The following is a 16,362-nucleotide window of genomic DNA, read 5'->3' on the forward strand; positions in this document are numbered from 1 at the left end:
CCTTTGCAGCCTTAAAAAGATTTTAAAACTATGGCCCAGATTACTGAAAATCCTCAATCCATTAAATTACATTCAATAAAAGAAGCCATAGACGATATAAGAGCTGGCAAGGTTATTATTGTTGTGGATGATATCGATCGTGAAAATGAAGGAGATTTTCTTGCCGCTGCTGAAATGGTTACTCCTGAAATGATCAATTTCATGGCTACCCACGGAAGAGGATTAATTTGTGCTCCACTTACAGAAGAACATTGTAAAGAGCTGAAACTCGAAATGATGGTGGGCACCAATACAGATCCTTTGGAAACCGCGTTTACGATCTCTGTCGATTTAAAAGGAAAAGGTGTTACTACTGGAATTTCTGCAGCCGATCGTGCAAAAACCATCCGTGCCCTTATAGATCCAGCAACCAAACCCCAGAATTTAAGCAGGCCAGGCCACGTATTTCCATTAAAAGCCAAGGAAGGTGGCGTTCTAAGAAGAACCGGGCATACAGAAGCTGCAATAGACTTTGCAAGGCTTGCAGGGTTTCAGCCTGCGGGAGTTATTGTTGAAATCATGAATGATGATGGAACGATGGCAAGACTGCCTCAATTGATAGAAGTTGCAAATAAATTTGATTTAAAACTTGTCTCCATTGAAGATCTGGTTGCCTACAGAATGAAACATGATTCCCTGATAGAGAAAAAAGAGGATTTTGATATCCAAACCAGATTTGGAACCTTCAGGGTACGAGCTTACAAACAAACTACCAACAGCCAGGTACACCTTGCACTAACCAAAGGATCCTGGAAACCAGATGAAGAGATCCTTGTAAGGGTGAATTCCACTCTTATCAATAATGATATTTTAGGAACGCTCACCAATAATGCCGATAAAAAACTGGATGATATGTTCAAGGCCATCAATGATGAAGGTCGGGGTGCAATTGTCTTTATAAATCCCGCAAATCCATCCTTGAACCTGCTCTCAAGGCTTGGCGAATTAAAAGAAATTCAAAAACAAGGAGAAATGAAAGCTCCCCCGGTTATTATGGATAATAAGGATTTTGGAATTGGAGCACAAATTCTTCACGATCTTGAGATCCATAAAATCAGGTTGTTATCTAATACACGTCAAACCAAAAGAGTTGGAATGATAGGATACGGCCTTGAAATAACCGAATACGTTAACTACTAATTCAGTATTTATCTTTTTTTCCGGAACTAAAATTCAATGATCACATCAGATAAGGGCCGGCGTACCTTTTTAAAATCCTGAAACAAATCATCGTCTGCCCTATAACCAACCGGAAGTACCAACACCGATTTTAAATTCATTTTATCAAGCCCCAATAGTTCATCGTATTTTTCAGGTTCAAAACCTTCCATTGGGCAGGCGTCAATACCTTCAGCTGCGCACACTGTTAATAAAGTACCAAGCGCCAGGTACGCCTGATTAATAGCCCAATTTGTAATTTCATCAACCGATTTATTCTCAAAATCACCAATTAAAAAGTTTTTAAAAGGGTCGAGGATCTCATTTGAGGTAGCCCGGATCTTATGAACATTATTGAAGTAATTCTCAATGAATTTTTTATCTACTTTTCTTTCAATACAAATAATAAAAACATGAGAAGCCGTGGCTACCTGCTTTTGATTCAATGAAAAACCCACCAGTTTTGACTGAATATCTTTATTATGAACAACCGCCAGTTTAATAGGCTGAAGTCCATAGGAAGTAGCTGTTAAATTAAATGCTTTTTTAAGGGTTTCAATTTTATCCCCAGGAAGAACTTTTGCGTTATCAAATTTTTTTGTGGCATAACGCCATTGTAGAGCTTCAATAGTTTTCATAACTTTTCTTTCAATTTGCAAATTTAAGAAATACTTTAACCAAGTTTGATTTCCGGGAATAAATTATCTCAATGGCACATCACCATAAAGCTATATTCCAGTATCTTCAACCTTTCTGAAAGTACTACTTTTGAATAAAAAGCGTTTTTACTTCACATTGTAAACAGTCAAATGAAAAGTCTCAAAAAAATCCTGATTTTCGTACCTGCACTCCTACTTTTGGGGTTAGGTCTAATTTGGGGTTTACATAAATACATTGAGAATTACACCAAAACCTTAATCTATGATCAAATGGAGATGATTCCAGATTCTTCAACAATTATAGTTCTGGGAGCCAGTGTATTTTCTGATGGTAAACTTTCTCCCATTTTAAAAGACCGGATAGATGCGGGCTTTGAATTGTTTCAGAAAAATAAAGCAAAACAATTTTTACTAAGCGGAGATCATAAAACCGACGATTATAACGAAGTGGATGCCATGAGTAACTACCTGATAGAAAAAGGAATTCCAAAAGATAAAATAATCTTAGACCACGCCGGATATGACACTTATGACAGCATGTATCGTTCAAAAGCGGTATTCAACATTTCTGATGCTATTGTTGTCACTCAGGAATTTCATTTGCCCCGCACTCTTTTTGTAGCCAAAAATCTTGATTTAAATTATATTGGTTACATCGCTAAAAATAGGGTTTATAAACCTTCACACCAACTTTTAATCAGAGAAAAACTTGCCAACCTCAAGGCCGTTTGGGAAATCATAATCGATCGGGGACCAACCACCCTTGAAAATCCTTATAATGATTAATCCTCCAGCATAAAAAAGTAATGTTTAGCTTGATATTATTTTTTATATTTATAATATTAACTTCTAAACCAAGATTATGTTACAGTGGCTACTTCACCTAATTATTGATTCCCTTGTACTATTGGCTGCCGCCAAAATGATGACTAAAGTCGAATTAAAAGGATTTAAATCAGCAATAATTGTTGCTCTTATTATTGGAATCCTCAGTTTTCTATTAAGCTGGATCCTAACAGCAATTTTTCACATTGGCACCCTGGGAATTTTCTATTTCTTAGGATTAGGATTTATAATTAGAATTATTGTGTATGCGATTATTATTGAACTTGCCGATAAACTAAGCAAGGATTTTAAAACCATTGGTTTTTTAACCTCGCTTTGGCTTGCAATAATCCTGGCTATTGTTGGAGCGATTGTAGATGCGATTTTGTTCTAAAATAATTAAAACCTTCAATGAGGGCTTAAAAATTCTAAAAAATGGTCTCCAACAATTTGTCGGAGGCCATTTTGTTTATCTTCTTGATCAATACTTCTATCTATTCCAATCTTAAAGCCGATTTAAAATCCTTAAAAGGATAATTTAAACCTTTATATTTGCAACAAAATCAATAATCTTTAAGCAATGCGAACGACGAATGCTAAAGGATAAAACATCCTGAATTTTGATAAAACCCCACTCGATTGGACCGGGAAGATATCTGGGAATTAAACACACCGATGGTGGGATTAAAAATATGATAAAACTAATAGTTACCGATATGGATGGCACTTTGTTGAATGATCAACACGAAATCCATCCCGATTTTTGGACAATAGAGGAAGAACTCACAAAAAAAGGAATAATGTTTTCGGTCGCCAGCGGCCGCCAGTTTTATAATCTGGAATCAAAATTCGAGCGAATAAAAGAACGGATGTTGTTTTTTGCTGAAAATGGCACATACGTTTTACACAAAGGCAAAGAACTTTATATAAATGCTCTGGATGCCAAAGCTGCAAGGAAATTCATTGAAATTGGAAGAAAACTCGAAGATACTCAGGTTATTCTCTGCGGAAAAGAATCGGCTTATATTGAATATAACGATGAGAAATTCATCAGTGAAATCAAACAATATTATGAACGACTCATAATTGTTAAAGATCTTCAGGAGGTAGAAGATATTATCTTAAAAGTGACTATCTGTGATTACAGAGGGGTGGAAGCAAATGGTTATCATTCCTTCAAACATTTTGAAAATGACTTTAAGGTGGCCATCGCTGCTGATATATTTCTTGATATCACCTCCCTCACTGCCAATAAGGGGAATGCAATTAAAGGGATTCAAAAGGAATTAAATATTACTCCGGATGAAACCCTGGTATTTGGAGATTACCTTAACGACCTTGAAATGATGCAGAATACCACGAATAGTTATGCAATGAAAAATGCACACCCTGAAATTATAGGGGCAAGCAAGTTTATCACAGTTTTTGATAATAATGAAAACGGTGTTTTAAAAACCATCGCTCAACTAGGTTTATTGGAATAGCTATAAGAAACTCCCAGAATGCCCACCCAAACTTTACCAGCGGAAATAGGAATTTTTAAATTCGCTGGTGGGATTAAATATTACTTAACAATAAAACTTGTTTTTCCTAAACCGGTATTTCCCGTTTTAGGATCATAGGAATAGACATTAACCTCATAATTCCCCGGAGAAAAATCTCCCTTCCCCAAAAAAGTACTTTGTTTGTCCGTGATTTGCATTGGAATAGGATTTAAGGGTTTCCCATCTTTAAAAATAAGAGCTTCCACTTCATATTCGTCGGCATTCCATAATCCACCACTTGTAAGAGGGCATCCGCACATCATAATTATATTTGCCCTTATCTCAATTTCACTTTTCTCACCTATACTTTCGTGAAGTTGTGGAGTCAAAACATCAATTTTAAAGCCCGGGATTTCCAGTATTAAACCATCTCCTGTAATATCTTTTCCCGGAATCAACCAAAGCTGTGTTTCCGACTTTACGCTATTATCTATTGGAGCATAAGCCGATACGGTTACAAAAACAGGTTTTTCAATTAATAATTTCGCCATAAATCCGGCTGTTTGCTCATCTGAAAGTTGGGTATTCCTGGAGATAGGATTATTCATGATTCTATCTGTATTCCCCGTGCTTCCGGATGTATAACCTTCTGCCAAAATTTTTCCTGACAAATGTTCTTTTACTATAACCTTTGACCCTCCCATGGAACTGCCTATGAATTTTGCGTCTTTAGCTTTAACCCTTATCATAATGGATGTTTCCTGAGCTGAGAGCAATTCGGGAGAAATCAAAAAAAGAAATATAAGACAAAGGAATCTGGTGGTTTCAAATAATTTCATGGTAATTCTTTTAGGTAAGTTACAAATATCAGAAAAAATAAAATTAATTAACAGGAACCAGGTTAAGAGGCAATTCAGTAAAAACGGATAAACCGAAATTTAATTTAAAGCCAAAAATTCACTTTCCTTCCTCGTATCCTCGAAGTTTTTTTCATTTTTAAAATATTCCCGTAAATATTGTTTCAAAGTTTCCAGCTCAACTTTAGTTAAATGGTTGCTTTTTGGATCCTGATCAAGTTTTTGCCAGGGAAATGGATTTTTATAATCATACTCACCAAAAACCATAAAAGGGGTACCGTTCTTTTCAATTTTCCTCCCTGTTTTATCAAGTTCCCATTGGTTCGCCCAATCATAAATAAATTGAGAATCTTCCATCCGCAATCGTACACACGCATGACTGGCCGGATATCCGGGAAGCGCATATTGGTGAACTCCTACCCCTTCAAAATTCATAAAGTTAAAATAATTCGGTAACAGCCAGTCTGGATTAACAGAGCTTATCTTTTTCTTTGCCTTAAAATTTCCGTAATGTAATCCATTGGGAGTTGGCGTAGATTGCTTTCCTGAACTAACCGGCCCCCATTTAACAAGTCTCCCATTTTCATAAAGCGCAAATCCCTGAATTCTCTGGGAGATCAATACGACCTTAGGGATAGAATCCAAAATATCAAATTCCTCCGGAAAAGGTGAATATCTAATAATATCATTGAATAAAGTGTCCGGAATGAGCAAATTCAAGCCTAATTTCAAGCGGTTTGGATCCAGCCTGTTTAATGCAAAGATTATTTTATGTTGCTCGTTTGAGTATTCCGTTCTAAAACTATCAATTTGTTTCTCATTTGCCAGAGAATCCAGTTTGTAAGTTATTATGTATTCAGGTTCCTTTATTTCCTCCCCGTCAAAAACACTGTCGTTTTCCAATGGAAATTTGTCTTCTTTAATTTTCTTATCGGAAGTACTTTGAGAACATGAAGAAATAATTAGCGTGCAACCAAGTATCAAAAAAATTGCGGAGAATTTTTTACTTAAAAACATGTTCATTTTCAAAAAGTAATTTTAAAATTTTAAAAAAAGTTGAGGTATTCAAATTTTCGTCAAAAGTCGTTATAAACGACGAATTGCAGTTTAATCTTGGATAATAATTAACATTTTTAAACCTGTGGTCATTTCCATTCCTGTAGAAATGAAAGGTTTTTAATTATCATATAAAAGCTCTTTCACAAGAGTTAAGGCAATTTTAACAATCATATCTTGACTTAATCTTATAAAACCAATAGCTTGCCAACCTTTATTTAATAATTAAAACAAAAATTATGTTTAAGACGATGAAATTGAAACCAATGGTAATGGTAGCGGGTTTGCTTACGGCAACTATATCTTTCGCCCAAACGACACCTATGCCTCAACAGCAAAATCAGAGCCAGATTGAAGTAACGGATGCAGAATTAAATAAATTTGCTAAAGTATTTCAAGGACTCCAAGTAGCCAACCAGGATATTCAAAGAAAAATGATGGCTGTAATTGACGCCGAGGAAATGGATGTTGCTACGTTTAACAAAATTCAAAAAGCTAAATTAGAAAACACCGAAGTTGATGCAGCGCCAGAAGATGTCAAAAAGCATGAGAAAGCGGTAGAAAAAATTGAAGTTATGCAAGTTGGTTTTCAAAAAGAGATGGAAACGCTTATAACAAATTCAGGACTTAGTATTGAACGATACCAGGAGATTGCAACTGCTATGCAAACTAACCAGGGATTGCAAGAACGACTTCAAAAAATATTGATGGGGTAGTTTTAATATTTTAACATAGTAACATATCTTAAAAGCTGTCTTCTGGCAGCTTTTTTCATGCGTGAAATCTAAATTTTTACTATAAAATAGCTAGGTTAGGGTTATAAATCTTTATCAAAGTGTTTTAAATTATTTTAAAATTAATTGCCTTTATGTTTCTTAGGTAAATAAAAAGTTCTATATTTGCTCAAATTAAATTTATATATAATGAACAAAGGAACAGTCAAATTTTTTAACGACTCTAAAGGATTTGGATTTATTACAGACGAAGAATCAAACAAAGAATATTTTGTACACGCAAATGGTCTTGTTGATGAAATTAGAGAGAACGACGAAGTAACGTTCGATCTTGAAGAAGGAAGAAAAGGATTAAATGCAGTAAACGTGAAACAAGCTTAGGCTTAGTTTATATAGTTACTATACTTATGAAAGTTTAGGCCTTACACAATGTGTAAGGCTTTTTTTTGTTTATTACTTTTACATTATTTAAATCTAGAATAATCTTACAATTTGAAAAAACAATAGTCATAAGGGTTCAACAATACATAAAGATAAAAGGTGATAGCAAATTAAACTTGCTATTAGTCCTCATATTTCTATTTTTGTACTATCCAACCACTGGCTCTCCTTTACACATGAAAAATAACGACAGCAGTATGAACTTTGAAAACAAGGTTATCCCTGAAGCTATTCTGAAAGAAGTGCAAATTGCCCTTTCTCATTATCCGGATTTAAGGGAAACACCTATCGAATTCAGGTTTAAAAAAAAGATCAGGAAATCCTTCATGCAAGCCCAGCCAAAATTTTCAGGTCTTTTTAAGGATAAAAAAAACCGGTCTTATTTAATAATGATCAGTGAAAGTTTTCATATTGAAAATGAAGAATTCCAGATTTCAGAAATACCTTCCGAAGTTTTAATAGGATGGATTGGCCATGAATTGGGACACATCATGGATTATCAGGAAAGAAGCGGGTTAAACCTTTTATTATTCGGAATTAAATATTTAACCTCCAGTGGATTTATTAAAGAAGCAGAAAGAGCAGCCGATACATTTGCCGTAAATCACGGAATGGGCAATTATATTTTAGCCACAAAAGATTTTATCATTAATCACGCACATCTTTCTCAACTCTATAAAGACCGCATTAAACGCTTATACTTATCCCCCGACGAGATCCTGAATCTGGTGGAGAAACTCCATTTCCCGGAAGGACAATTATAATTTATAATTTATTTTCCTGCTGTTCTACGAATGCCTCCCATTTGGCGAATTTCTCTTCATTCATCACCTTTTCCATCTTTACCTGCCCTCCTTTTTTCTTGTTTGCAGCGCTCCATTCATGAAAAAGTTCAGGAGGAATAGTTTTCACCTTAACTCCTTTTAAGGCTTTAGACCTCGCTACCCTATAATTTTTATTGGCTTTTTTCAAAGTGTCATCAAGACATTCGGCCAGTTCTTCATTACCTACTTCGGTTTCAGTACCAAGATACCAGGAATGATAAAACTCTCCATTTATTCTTACCGCTGCCAATGTGAATTCCGGAATTTTAATATCGTATTTATTTTCCAGTACCTTAAGGGCATCATTCATTTTATTTACCGACAATTGTGATCCTACCACATTCAAAAAGAATTTTGTTCGACCTGTTATTCTAATCTCATGCCGTCCCACGTCCGTAAACTTAATAGTGTCCCCAATAAGATATCTCCAGGCCCCGGAAACTGTACTAATCAATAAGATGTAATCCTCCTCTACCCTTACGTTTTCCAAGGAAATAACCGGGGCATTATCACTTATGGAACCATCTTCATTTATATATTCAGCTTTAAATGGCACAAATTCAAAATAAACACCGTTATCAACTACCAGTTTCATAGCGTTGGTTTCCGGCCTTTGCTGAAAAGCAAGAAAACCTTCAGAAGCCAGGTAGGTATCAATCACAGTGATAGGTTTAGCCAGCAAAGCGTCAAAACTTTTCTCGTAAGGCTCAAAAGCAACGCCACCGGTTGTATAAACCTGTAAATTAGGCCATATATCATGAATATTTTCAACCTTATGATATTCAATCACCTTTTTCATCATAAGCTCCATCCAGGAAGGAATCCCGCTTAAAGCACCAATGTCCCAGTTTTTGGCATTTTCGGCAATTCGCTGAACCCTTTCATCCCATTCCTCAATTTTTGAAATTTCTTGTCCGGGCTTGTAAAAACCCCGGAACCAAAACGGAATGTTGCTGGCGCTTATTCCGCTTATTTCACCCTCCTTATGATCTCCTTCTTCCTGAAGTTCTGTAGAACTTCCCAACATCATGATTTCTTTCTCATAAAAATCGGAAGGCAGGTCAAAATTACTTAAAGCAGCCACTTGTTTAATTCCGGTTTTTTTGATGGTGTCGAGCATATCCTCTGTCACGGGAATTCGTTTGCTGGATTTTCCGGTAGTTCCGGAACTCAAGGCAAAATAAGGTGGTTTGCCTGGCCAAGTAACATTCTCTTCCCCCTCATGTAGTTTAGACCACCACTCTTTATTCAATTTATTATAATCGAAGTAGGGAACCTTTTCAGAGAATGCTTTTTTAATATCTTCAGAAGCCAGTATTTCTTCAAAACCATAGTGTTTCCCAAAAGCCGTATCCCTGGCTTTTGTTACCAGGCTCTTTAACACTTCCAGCTGTGCTTCTTCTGCATCGGGCTCAGAAACCAGCTTATCCCTTAAATCAATAATTCCCTTAATAATAGATCCCACTACAGCCATAATACGCTTTTTAAATTGAAATTTAAGATAGGCAAAAGTGAAAAATCATAAATGGATTACGCACAAATTATCAGTTTTTTAACGATTGTTGGTGGTTCATTCCTAGCTTATTCCATCAAGGCGATACAGTTTTCGGCACATTTTTCCCCGTCGATGGCCGCAGAAATAATTCCTCCCGCATAACCAGCCCCTTCACCACAAGGAAACAATCCTTTAATCTCAATATGCTCGAGGGTTTTGTAATCCCGGGGGATTCTCACCGGGGAAGAAGTTCTGGATTCCGGCGCATGGATGATAGCTTCATTAGTCATATACCCATTCATTGTCTTACCGAATTCTTTAAACCCATTCTTTAAAGTGTCGTGAATGAATTCCGGAAACACCTCTTTTAATGCTACGGAAGTTACGCCAGGTTTATAGGATGTTTCTGGTAGATTCTGAGAGATTCTCCCATCAATAAAATCTACCATTCTTTGTGCTGGGACTCTTTGGGTTTCTCCTCCCAAATGCCAGGCAGTTTGTTCTATATGCTTCTGAAAATGCATTCCTGCCAAAGGAGAATTTCCGTATTTTGAAAAATCGGAAAGACGTAATTCCACAACGATTCCTGAATTGGCCGTTGGCTGATCACGCTTACTTGGAGACCATCCATTGGTTACCACTTCTCCCGGGCTTGTTGCACACGGAGCAATAACACCACCGGGGCACATACAAAAAGAATAAATTCCCCGGCCATTCACCTGTTTTACAATGCTGTAGGGAGATGGTGGTAAATATTCACCCCTGTTATCGCATTTATACTGAATTTTATCTATAAGCTGTTGTGGATGTTCTACCCTAACTCCCAGGGCGAAGGGCTTTGCCTCAATTTTCACCCCTTTTCGCTCCAAAAGTTCAAAAATATCCCTTGCAGAATGTCCTGTTGCCAGGATCACGTTTTTTGTTGAAAATAATTCTCCCTTCAGCGTTTTTATCCCGCAGATCTGTTTGTCTTTGATCACGATATCGATAACCCGTGTTTCAAAAAGAACTTCACCTCCATGATGAAGGATAATTTCCCTAATATTTGAAATAATTTCAGGTAATTTATTGGTTCCAATGTGAGGATGGGCATCGATGAGAATTTCCTTGGTGGCTCCAAAACCTACGAAAAGTTCCAAAATTCTGCTTACATCGCCCCGCTTTTTAGAACGGGTATATAATTTACCGTCACTGTAGGTTCCAGCACCACCCTCTCCAAAACAATAATTGGAATCTTCATTTACAATATGCTCAATATTCAGGGCTTTTAGATCCCGTCTTCTGCTCCTTACATCTTTTCCTCTTTCTATCACCACAGGTTTTTTTCCCAGTTCTATACAGCGTAATGCTGCAAAAAGTCCTGCAGGACCTGCCCCAATTATAAAGACTTCTTCCATGTTGCTAACGTCCGGATATTCCGGTAAAGAGAAAACTTTGGGAGAAAAGACCTCATCTACATAAACTTCAACTTTTAAATTGATCATTACAATCCTTTGACGAGCATCTATGGACCGTTTTAAAACCTGTATATGGTTGATCTTCTTTTCTGGAATTTCGGAATGCAGGGAAACTTCTCTTCTTAAAAGAGCCGTTTTTGACGCCACTTCCGGAGTTAATCTAAGCTGATACTGATATTTCATTGGGTCAAAATATTCAGCAAAATTAACCTTTTCAAAATTGAAAAAGCAAACAAGTTCAATCTTCAGAAAAAAGAGAACTGGAATCACAGGGATTTAAACTCCCTAATGGAATTTAAAAAAAGCTGCTTATCTTTGTCTAATGGAAATAAAACCGGATTATAAGTCCTTGATAGAACTTGCGCACGCAAAAATGTATTTTGGAAAATACAAAGACCGGTATTTATCAGACATTCCTGAATATTATCTCATCTGGTTCAGCCAAAAGGGTTTTCCGGAAGGAAAACTGGGAGATCAGTTAAAAGAGGTAACCGAATTAAAAGTGAATGGAATGGAGCAAATCCTTAGGAATATTCGGTCTAAATACCCTAAAATCTAAGCTGTTTCGCAAACAATTTCCTACTTCCTTACCTAGAAATATTAGGCCGGAAAATCAAGGTTTTTTTCTATTCTTCTTTGTAATTTAGCGCCCTGAATAATACAACACAACCTAATATTTTTTAAAATGGCCGAAACCAAGTATATTTTTGTCACAGGTGGGGTTTCTTCATCTCTGGGGAAAGGAATAATCGCTGCTTCCCTGGCAAAATTACTTCAAGCCCGTGGGTTTAAAACCACTATTCAGAAGCTTGATCCCTACATCAATATAGATCCTGGAACGCTAAATCCTTATGAGCACGGAGAATGTTATGTTACCGAAGATGGTGCAGAAACAGATCTTGATCTTGGACATTATGAACGATTTTTAAATGTAAATACCTCTCAGGCAAATAATGTAACTACCGGAAGGATCTATCAAAGTGTAATTGAAAAAGAGCGACGAGGGGAATTTCTGGGAAAAACCGTACAAGTAGTACCACATATCACCAATGAGATAAAAGAGCGTATCCAGCAATTGGGGAAAAACAATGAATATGATATGGTGATCACCGAAATTGGTGGAACTGTTGGTGATATTGAGTCTTTACCGTATATTGAAGCGGTACGGCAATTGAAATGGGAATTGGGCGACGAAAATGCCCTTGTAATTCACCTTACCCTTGTGCCTTACCTTGCAGCAGCGAAAGAGCTTAAGACAAAACCCACCCAGCACAGTGTAAAAACACTCATGGAAAGCGGGATTAAAGCCGATATTTTGGTGTGCAGAACTGAACACGAACTCTCAGACGACATAAGGCGAAAACTCGCAATCTTCTGTAATGTAAAGCAGGAAGCTGTGATACAATCTATTGATGCTTCCACGATCTATGATGTACCCAACTTGATGCTGGAAGAAGGGTTGGATAAGGTAGTATTAAAAAAATTAGGCCTTCCCAGTGATACTATTCCAAATCTTGACAGATGGAATAAATTTTTATACAGGCATAAGAATCCGAAGTACCAGGTAACCATAGGATTGATAGGGAAATACGTGGAGTTACAGGATTCCTATAAATCTATTTTGGAATCTTTTATTCACGCAGGTGCAGAAAATGAGGTAAAAGTAAATATAGAAAGTATTCACTCTGAATTTATCAATGAGAATACCATCAAAAATAAAATCTCACATTTGGACGGTATCCTGGTTGCACCAGGATTTGGAGAACGCGGTATAGAAGGAAAGATCGATGCTGTGAAATATGCCCGGGAACATAACATTCCTTTTTTCGGAATTTGCCTGGGGATGCAGATGGCGGTAATTGAATTTGCAAGAAATGTTTTACACCTTAGCAAGGCGAATTCTACAGAAATGGATCCGAAGACAAACCATCCGGTGATAGATCTTATGGAGGAGCAAAAAAGCATTACCCATATGGGAGGAACAATGCGGCTGGGTTCGTGGAAATGCGAATTAATCGAGGGCTCTATGGCACAAAAAATATATGGCAGTACTCTTATTCATGAACGCCACAGGCATCGTTATGAATTCAATAACAAATACAAAAAGGAAATAGAACAGGCAGGATTAAAATGTACCGGGATAAATCCTGAAACCGGCCTGGTAGAGATCGTAGAACTGGAAAACCACCCTTGGTTTATTGGCGTGCAATATCATCCGGAATACAAAAGTACGGTTGCAAATCCTCACCCATTATTTATTTCCTTTATCAAAGCTGCAGAAACCTTTTCTAAGCAAAAGAACAATGTCAAAGTGACGAAAAAAGAATAATTAGCTATTTTAATCAAAAAGCTCGGGGTAAGTCCACGAGGTATGAATTGGTAAATACTTTAAAAATTCGGGGCAAGCCTCGGGAAATCAAACCCTAATTGAGGGATTGAAAATCAATCATTTGTAGGCGAAGGAATTCGTATTAGTTTATTTTATTATAAAAAATGGAAGAAAAAAAATTTGATGTACAATCCCTTATAGGATTTTTACTGATAGGAGCGATTTTAATTTGGATGTTGTACAACAACTCTCAGGAGACTGAGCAGGATCCAAACCCGGAGCAAACTACTGAACAGGTTGAAAAAATCCCAACAACTCCTGCTCCCCAGGTTGAAGAAACATCAAGCGACCTGCAAGACTCTACTGCAATGGCTCAAGCCCAGAAACAACTGGGATCTTTTGGTTATTCTGCAACCTTACCTTCAGCTACCAACAATATCACTACTGTTTCAAACAATTTACTTGAGTTGAAGATCGACAATAAAGGTGGTTATATTTCTGAAGCAAGGTTAACACAGTTTAAAACCTATGATTCTATTCCGGTTTATCTTATTAAAGATGGCAACGCTTCCTTCAATCTTACTTTTACGACTTCAGACGGAAGGATCCTTAATACCAAGGACCTGTTTTTTGAACCTACTGTAACTAAAAGCGGTGAAAATCAAGTGGTTTCTATGAAATTAAAAGTTTCTGAAACTGAATTTTTGGAATACCGTTACGTTCTGAAGCCAGGTGAATATATGATGGATTTCAGCATACGTTCTCAGGGGTTAAGTGGTGTTATCAACCCATCAAATGAAATTAAACTGGATTGGCAGTTAAAAGGGTATCGTCACGCGAAAAGCCTTTCCTATGAAAACCAATACACCGAACTTATTTTTGAATATGACGATGGAGACGATGATTATCTGGGTCAAGGTGATTTTAAGGAAGATGAGGCAACAAACGTAACCTATGTTGCATACAAACAGCATTTCTTTACCTCTATTTTATTAACCGACACCCCATTTTCAAGAGGGAAATTCACCTCCCGAAATCTGGTGCAGGATGAAGACATAGATACGGTTTATACAAAAGAGTTCACTACCACTTTACCTCTGGAACTAAAAGGCGGGGAATTGAACTATAATATGAACTGGTATTATGGACCAACAGATTATAAGATCCTAAATGATTATGATCGTAATCTGGATGAAATAGTGCCACTTGGTTGGGGGATTTTTGGATGGATAAACAAATTTATATTTATCCCGTTTTTTGCCTTTTTGGCTACCTTTCTTCCAAATTATGGTATTGCCATAATTGTGTTGACTATAGTTGTAAGAATTGTGCTATCTCCTGTTACCTACAAATCCTACTTAGCGCAGGCAAAAATGAAGGTACTTCGGCCGGAAATAAACGAGCTGAACGAAAAGTACAAGGACAATCCGATGAAGAAGCAGCAGGAAACTATGAAACTGCAAAATAAAGCCGGTGCCAGTCCATTAAGCGGATGTTTACCTGCTCTTATGCAAATTCCGGTATTCTATGCTTTATTCCAGTTTTTTCCAAGTGCCTTTCAGTTACGTCACAAAGGATTCCTATGGGCAGATGACCTTTCGAGTTATGATACCATTGCAGAACTTCCATTCTCCATTCCGTTTTATGGAGATCACGTGAGTTTATTCCCAATTCTGGCATCTATTGCCATCTTCATTTACATGATGATGACTACAGGACAAACGATGTCACAAAATCAACAACCGGGGATGCCTAACATGAAATTCATCATGTATCTATCTCCTATCTTTATGTTATTCTTTTTTAATAATTATGCCAGTGGGTTATCTCTTTATTACTTCACTTCCAACCTAATTACAATTGGAATAATGTTAGTGATTAAATATGCGATCATCGATGAAGAAAAAATTCACGCAAAAATTCAGGAGAATAAAAAGAAGCCTAAAAAGCAGGGGAAATTCGCGAAGAAAATGCAGGATATGATGGAACAGGCAGAACAACAACAGAAGAAAAATAAAAAATAAGATTTTTTATTATAAAAGTAAGAGCCTGGAAATCCAGGCTCTTACTTTTATTCATTCGCTTATTTAGTCTTCAGGATCTGGAAAAAGCACGGATTCTATATCGTGAATTACCGCGTTACTATTGGTAGCTACTACATTTGAAACTCTGTCAATTTCGTCAGTAATAGTTACACCTCCTGTCGTATTGATAACAAATGTACCGCCCTCAAAAGTTGTCACATCCATTCCATCTGTAATATTTTCAGCAGGTGCACCCTTGGTTTGAAGAGTTGGAACAAAATCAAAAGATTCATCTCTTGTAAGTGCTGCAACCAATGTTGTAAAAGTAGGATCGACCTGCGCGAAGGCGGTAATTTCCGGTAACCCAATTACTGAATTCACCGCGTGAACCACTCCATTGTCGGCCTCAATGTTAGCCTGAGTTACCGTACTTAATCCATTAATCACTACATTTTCTCCAACTGCAATGTACTTGCTCAAATTATTTTCTCCCGGAGATGAGGTAGAAGCAGTCGTTACAAAGCCGTTACTTAAATCAGCAGCACGTTTTTCCCCTACCAATACATGATTTTATAAAACCTGGGTTAACACATCCACTGGTACTGCGCTTAGATCTGCAAAATTATTATCAGAAAAAAAATTCGCTAAAAGCCGCACTATTTGGTGCAAATACAGTATATCCTGTAGTTCCATCAAGGGTAGCTTTTAAGCCGGCTACTTTAAGAGCTGCATTTAGTGAAGAATAGTCTGCGCTGTTCTCTACCACATCCGCTATGGTGTTAGATTCTGGCTCTGGCATGATTACGGCATAATCATCGTTGTTGCAAGCGATCGCTCCTAAAGATAAGAAGGTTACGAATGCAATTTTTTTAAGGTTTGATTTTAATAGCATTTTTTTTGTTTTTAAGTTGATGCTAGAAATAATTATTAACTTCTTTTTACTTTGTTCAACTTTCGTTAATTTTAATTCAACAAAAGTT

Annotated in this window: 17 protein-coding genes; 10 read left to right on the top strand and 7 right to left on the bottom strand. The window is 36.8% G+C overall.

Features of this window, described 5'->3' with window-relative positions:
- Positions 1-30 precede the first annotated feature (30 nt).
- Positions 31-1,179, top strand: a complete 1,149-nt coding sequence (gene ribB / locus ACKGJN_RS07985; RefSeq protein WP_409538946.1) for a 3,4-dihydroxy-2-butanone-4-phosphate synthase — start codon at positions 31-33, stop codon at positions 1,177-1,179.
- Between the two features lie 26 nt (positions 1,180-1,205).
- On the opposite strand, the gene ACKGJN_RS07990 is transcribed toward ribB, so the two are convergent.
- A complete protein-coding gene (locus ACKGJN_RS07990) occupies positions 1,206-1,835 on the bottom strand; it encodes an NAD(P)H-dependent oxidoreductase (RefSeq protein WP_409538947.1) in 630 nt (209 codons plus the stop codon).
- A gap of 171 nt (positions 1,836-2,006) precedes the next feature.
- Here ACKGJN_RS07990 and ACKGJN_RS07995 point away from each other — a divergent pair, with 171 nt between their 5' ends.
- The 3 genes from ACKGJN_RS07995 (at position 2,007) to ACKGJN_RS08005 (ending at position 4,165) form a co-directional block, all read left to right on the top strand.
- Positions 2,007-2,642 (top strand): SanA/YdcF family protein, encoded by a 636-nt coding sequence (locus ACKGJN_RS07995; RefSeq protein WP_409538948.1) that lies wholly within the window; start codon positions 2,007-2,009, stop codon positions 2,640-2,642.
- Between the two features lie 76 nt (positions 2,643-2,718).
- Entirely contained in the window at positions 2,719-3,075 is a 357-nt protein-coding gene (locus tag ACKGJN_RS08000) for a phage holin family protein (protein ID WP_409538949.1), read from the top strand.
- 226 nt (positions 3,076-3,301) lie between these two features.
- Entirely contained in the window at positions 3,302-4,165 is an 864-nt protein-coding gene (locus tag ACKGJN_RS08005) for a Cof-type HAD-IIB family hydrolase (protein ID WP_409538950.1), read from the top strand.
- 80 nt (positions 4,166-4,245) lie between these two features.
- Here the strand turns inward: ACKGJN_RS08005 and ACKGJN_RS08010 are convergent, their stop codons facing one another.
- Positions 4,246-5,004, bottom strand: coding sequence for a hypothetical protein (locus ACKGJN_RS08010; protein ID WP_409538951.1), 759 nt, complete (start codon positions 5,002-5,004; stop codon positions 4,246-4,248).
- 99 nt (positions 5,005-5,103) lie between these two features.
- Positions 5,104-6,045, bottom strand: a complete 942-nt coding sequence (locus ACKGJN_RS08015) for a L,D-transpeptidase (RefSeq protein WP_409538952.1) — start codon at positions 6,043-6,045, stop codon at positions 5,104-5,106.
- A gap of 272 nt (positions 6,046-6,317) precedes the next feature.
- Between ACKGJN_RS08015 and ACKGJN_RS08020 the strand changes: the two genes are divergently transcribed.
- The 3 genes from ACKGJN_RS08020 to ACKGJN_RS08030 all read left to right on the top strand — a co-directional run bounded on the left by ACKGJN_RS08020 (position 6,318) and on the right by ACKGJN_RS08030 (position 8,017).
- A complete protein-coding gene (locus ACKGJN_RS08020) occupies positions 6,318-6,794 on the top strand; it encodes a DUF4168 domain-containing protein (protein WP_409538953.1) in 477 nt (158 codons plus the stop codon).
- Between the two features lie 207 nt (positions 6,795-7,001).
- Positions 7,002-7,193, top strand: coding sequence for a cold-shock protein (locus ACKGJN_RS08025; RefSeq protein WP_006990139.1), 192 nt, complete (start codon positions 7,002-7,004; stop codon positions 7,191-7,193).
- 236 nt (positions 7,194-7,429) lie between these two features.
- Complete coding sequence (locus ACKGJN_RS08030; protein ID WP_409538954.1) at positions 7,430-8,017, top strand: hypothetical protein; 588 nt, start codon at positions 7,430-7,432, stop codon at positions 8,015-8,017.
- 1 nt (position 8,018) lies between these two features.
- On the opposite strand, the gene ACKGJN_RS08035 is transcribed toward ACKGJN_RS08030, so the two are convergent.
- Both ACKGJN_RS08035 and ACKGJN_RS08040 read right to left on the bottom strand, forming a co-directional pair.
- Positions 8,019-9,551 (bottom strand): GH3 family domain-containing protein, encoded by a 1,533-nt coding sequence (locus ACKGJN_RS08035; RefSeq protein WP_409538955.1) that lies wholly within the window; start codon positions 9,549-9,551, stop codon positions 8,019-8,021.
- Between the two features lie 107 nt (positions 9,552-9,658).
- Positions 9,659-11,212, bottom strand: a complete 1,554-nt coding sequence (locus tag ACKGJN_RS08040; protein ID WP_409538956.1) for an NAD(P)/FAD-dependent oxidoreductase — start codon at positions 11,210-11,212, stop codon at positions 9,659-9,661.
- Positions 11,213-11,351: 139 nt separating this feature from the next.
- On the opposite strand from ACKGJN_RS08040, the gene ACKGJN_RS08045 reads away from it, so the two are divergent.
- The 3 genes from ACKGJN_RS08045 to yidC all read left to right on the top strand — a co-directional run bounded on the left by ACKGJN_RS08045 (position 11,352) and on the right by yidC (position 15,382).
- Entirely contained in the window at positions 11,352-11,588 is a 237-nt protein-coding gene (locus ACKGJN_RS08045) for a DUF3820 family protein (protein WP_409538957.1), read from the top strand.
- A 126-nt stretch (positions 11,589-11,714) separates the two neighbouring features.
- Positions 11,715-13,358 (top strand): CTP synthase, encoded by a 1,644-nt coding sequence (locus ACKGJN_RS08050; protein ID WP_409538958.1) that lies wholly within the window; start codon positions 11,715-11,717, stop codon positions 13,356-13,358.
- A 164-nt stretch (positions 13,359-13,522) separates the two neighbouring features.
- Positions 13,523-15,382 carry a membrane protein insertase YidC gene (gene yidC / locus ACKGJN_RS08055; protein WP_409538959.1) on the top strand — a complete coding sequence of 620 codons (1,860 nt, stop codon included), beginning with the start codon at positions 13,523-13,525 and terminating at the stop codon, positions 15,380-15,382.
- Positions 15,383-15,445: 63 nt separating this feature from the next.
- On the opposite strand, the gene ACKGJN_RS08060 is transcribed toward yidC, so the two are convergent.
- Both ACKGJN_RS08060 and ACKGJN_RS08065 read right to left on the bottom strand, forming a co-directional pair.
- The gene (locus ACKGJN_RS08060; protein ID WP_409538960.1) at positions 15,446-15,943 is read right to left on the bottom strand and encodes a fasciclin domain-containing protein; all 498 of its coding nucleotides are present in this window, start codon (positions 15,941-15,943) and stop codon (positions 15,446-15,448) included.
- Between the two features lie 67 nt (positions 15,944-16,010).
- Positions 16,011-16,274, bottom strand: coding sequence for a fasciclin domain-containing protein (locus ACKGJN_RS08065; RefSeq protein WP_409538961.1), 264 nt, complete (start codon positions 16,272-16,274; stop codon positions 16,011-16,013).
- Positions 16,275-16,362 lie beyond the last annotated feature (88 nt).

The organism is Gillisia xinjiangensis (assembly GCF_046298265.1).
GTDB lineage: Bacteria > Bacteroidota > Bacteroidia > Flavobacteriales > Flavobacteriaceae > Gillisia > Gillisia xinjiangensis.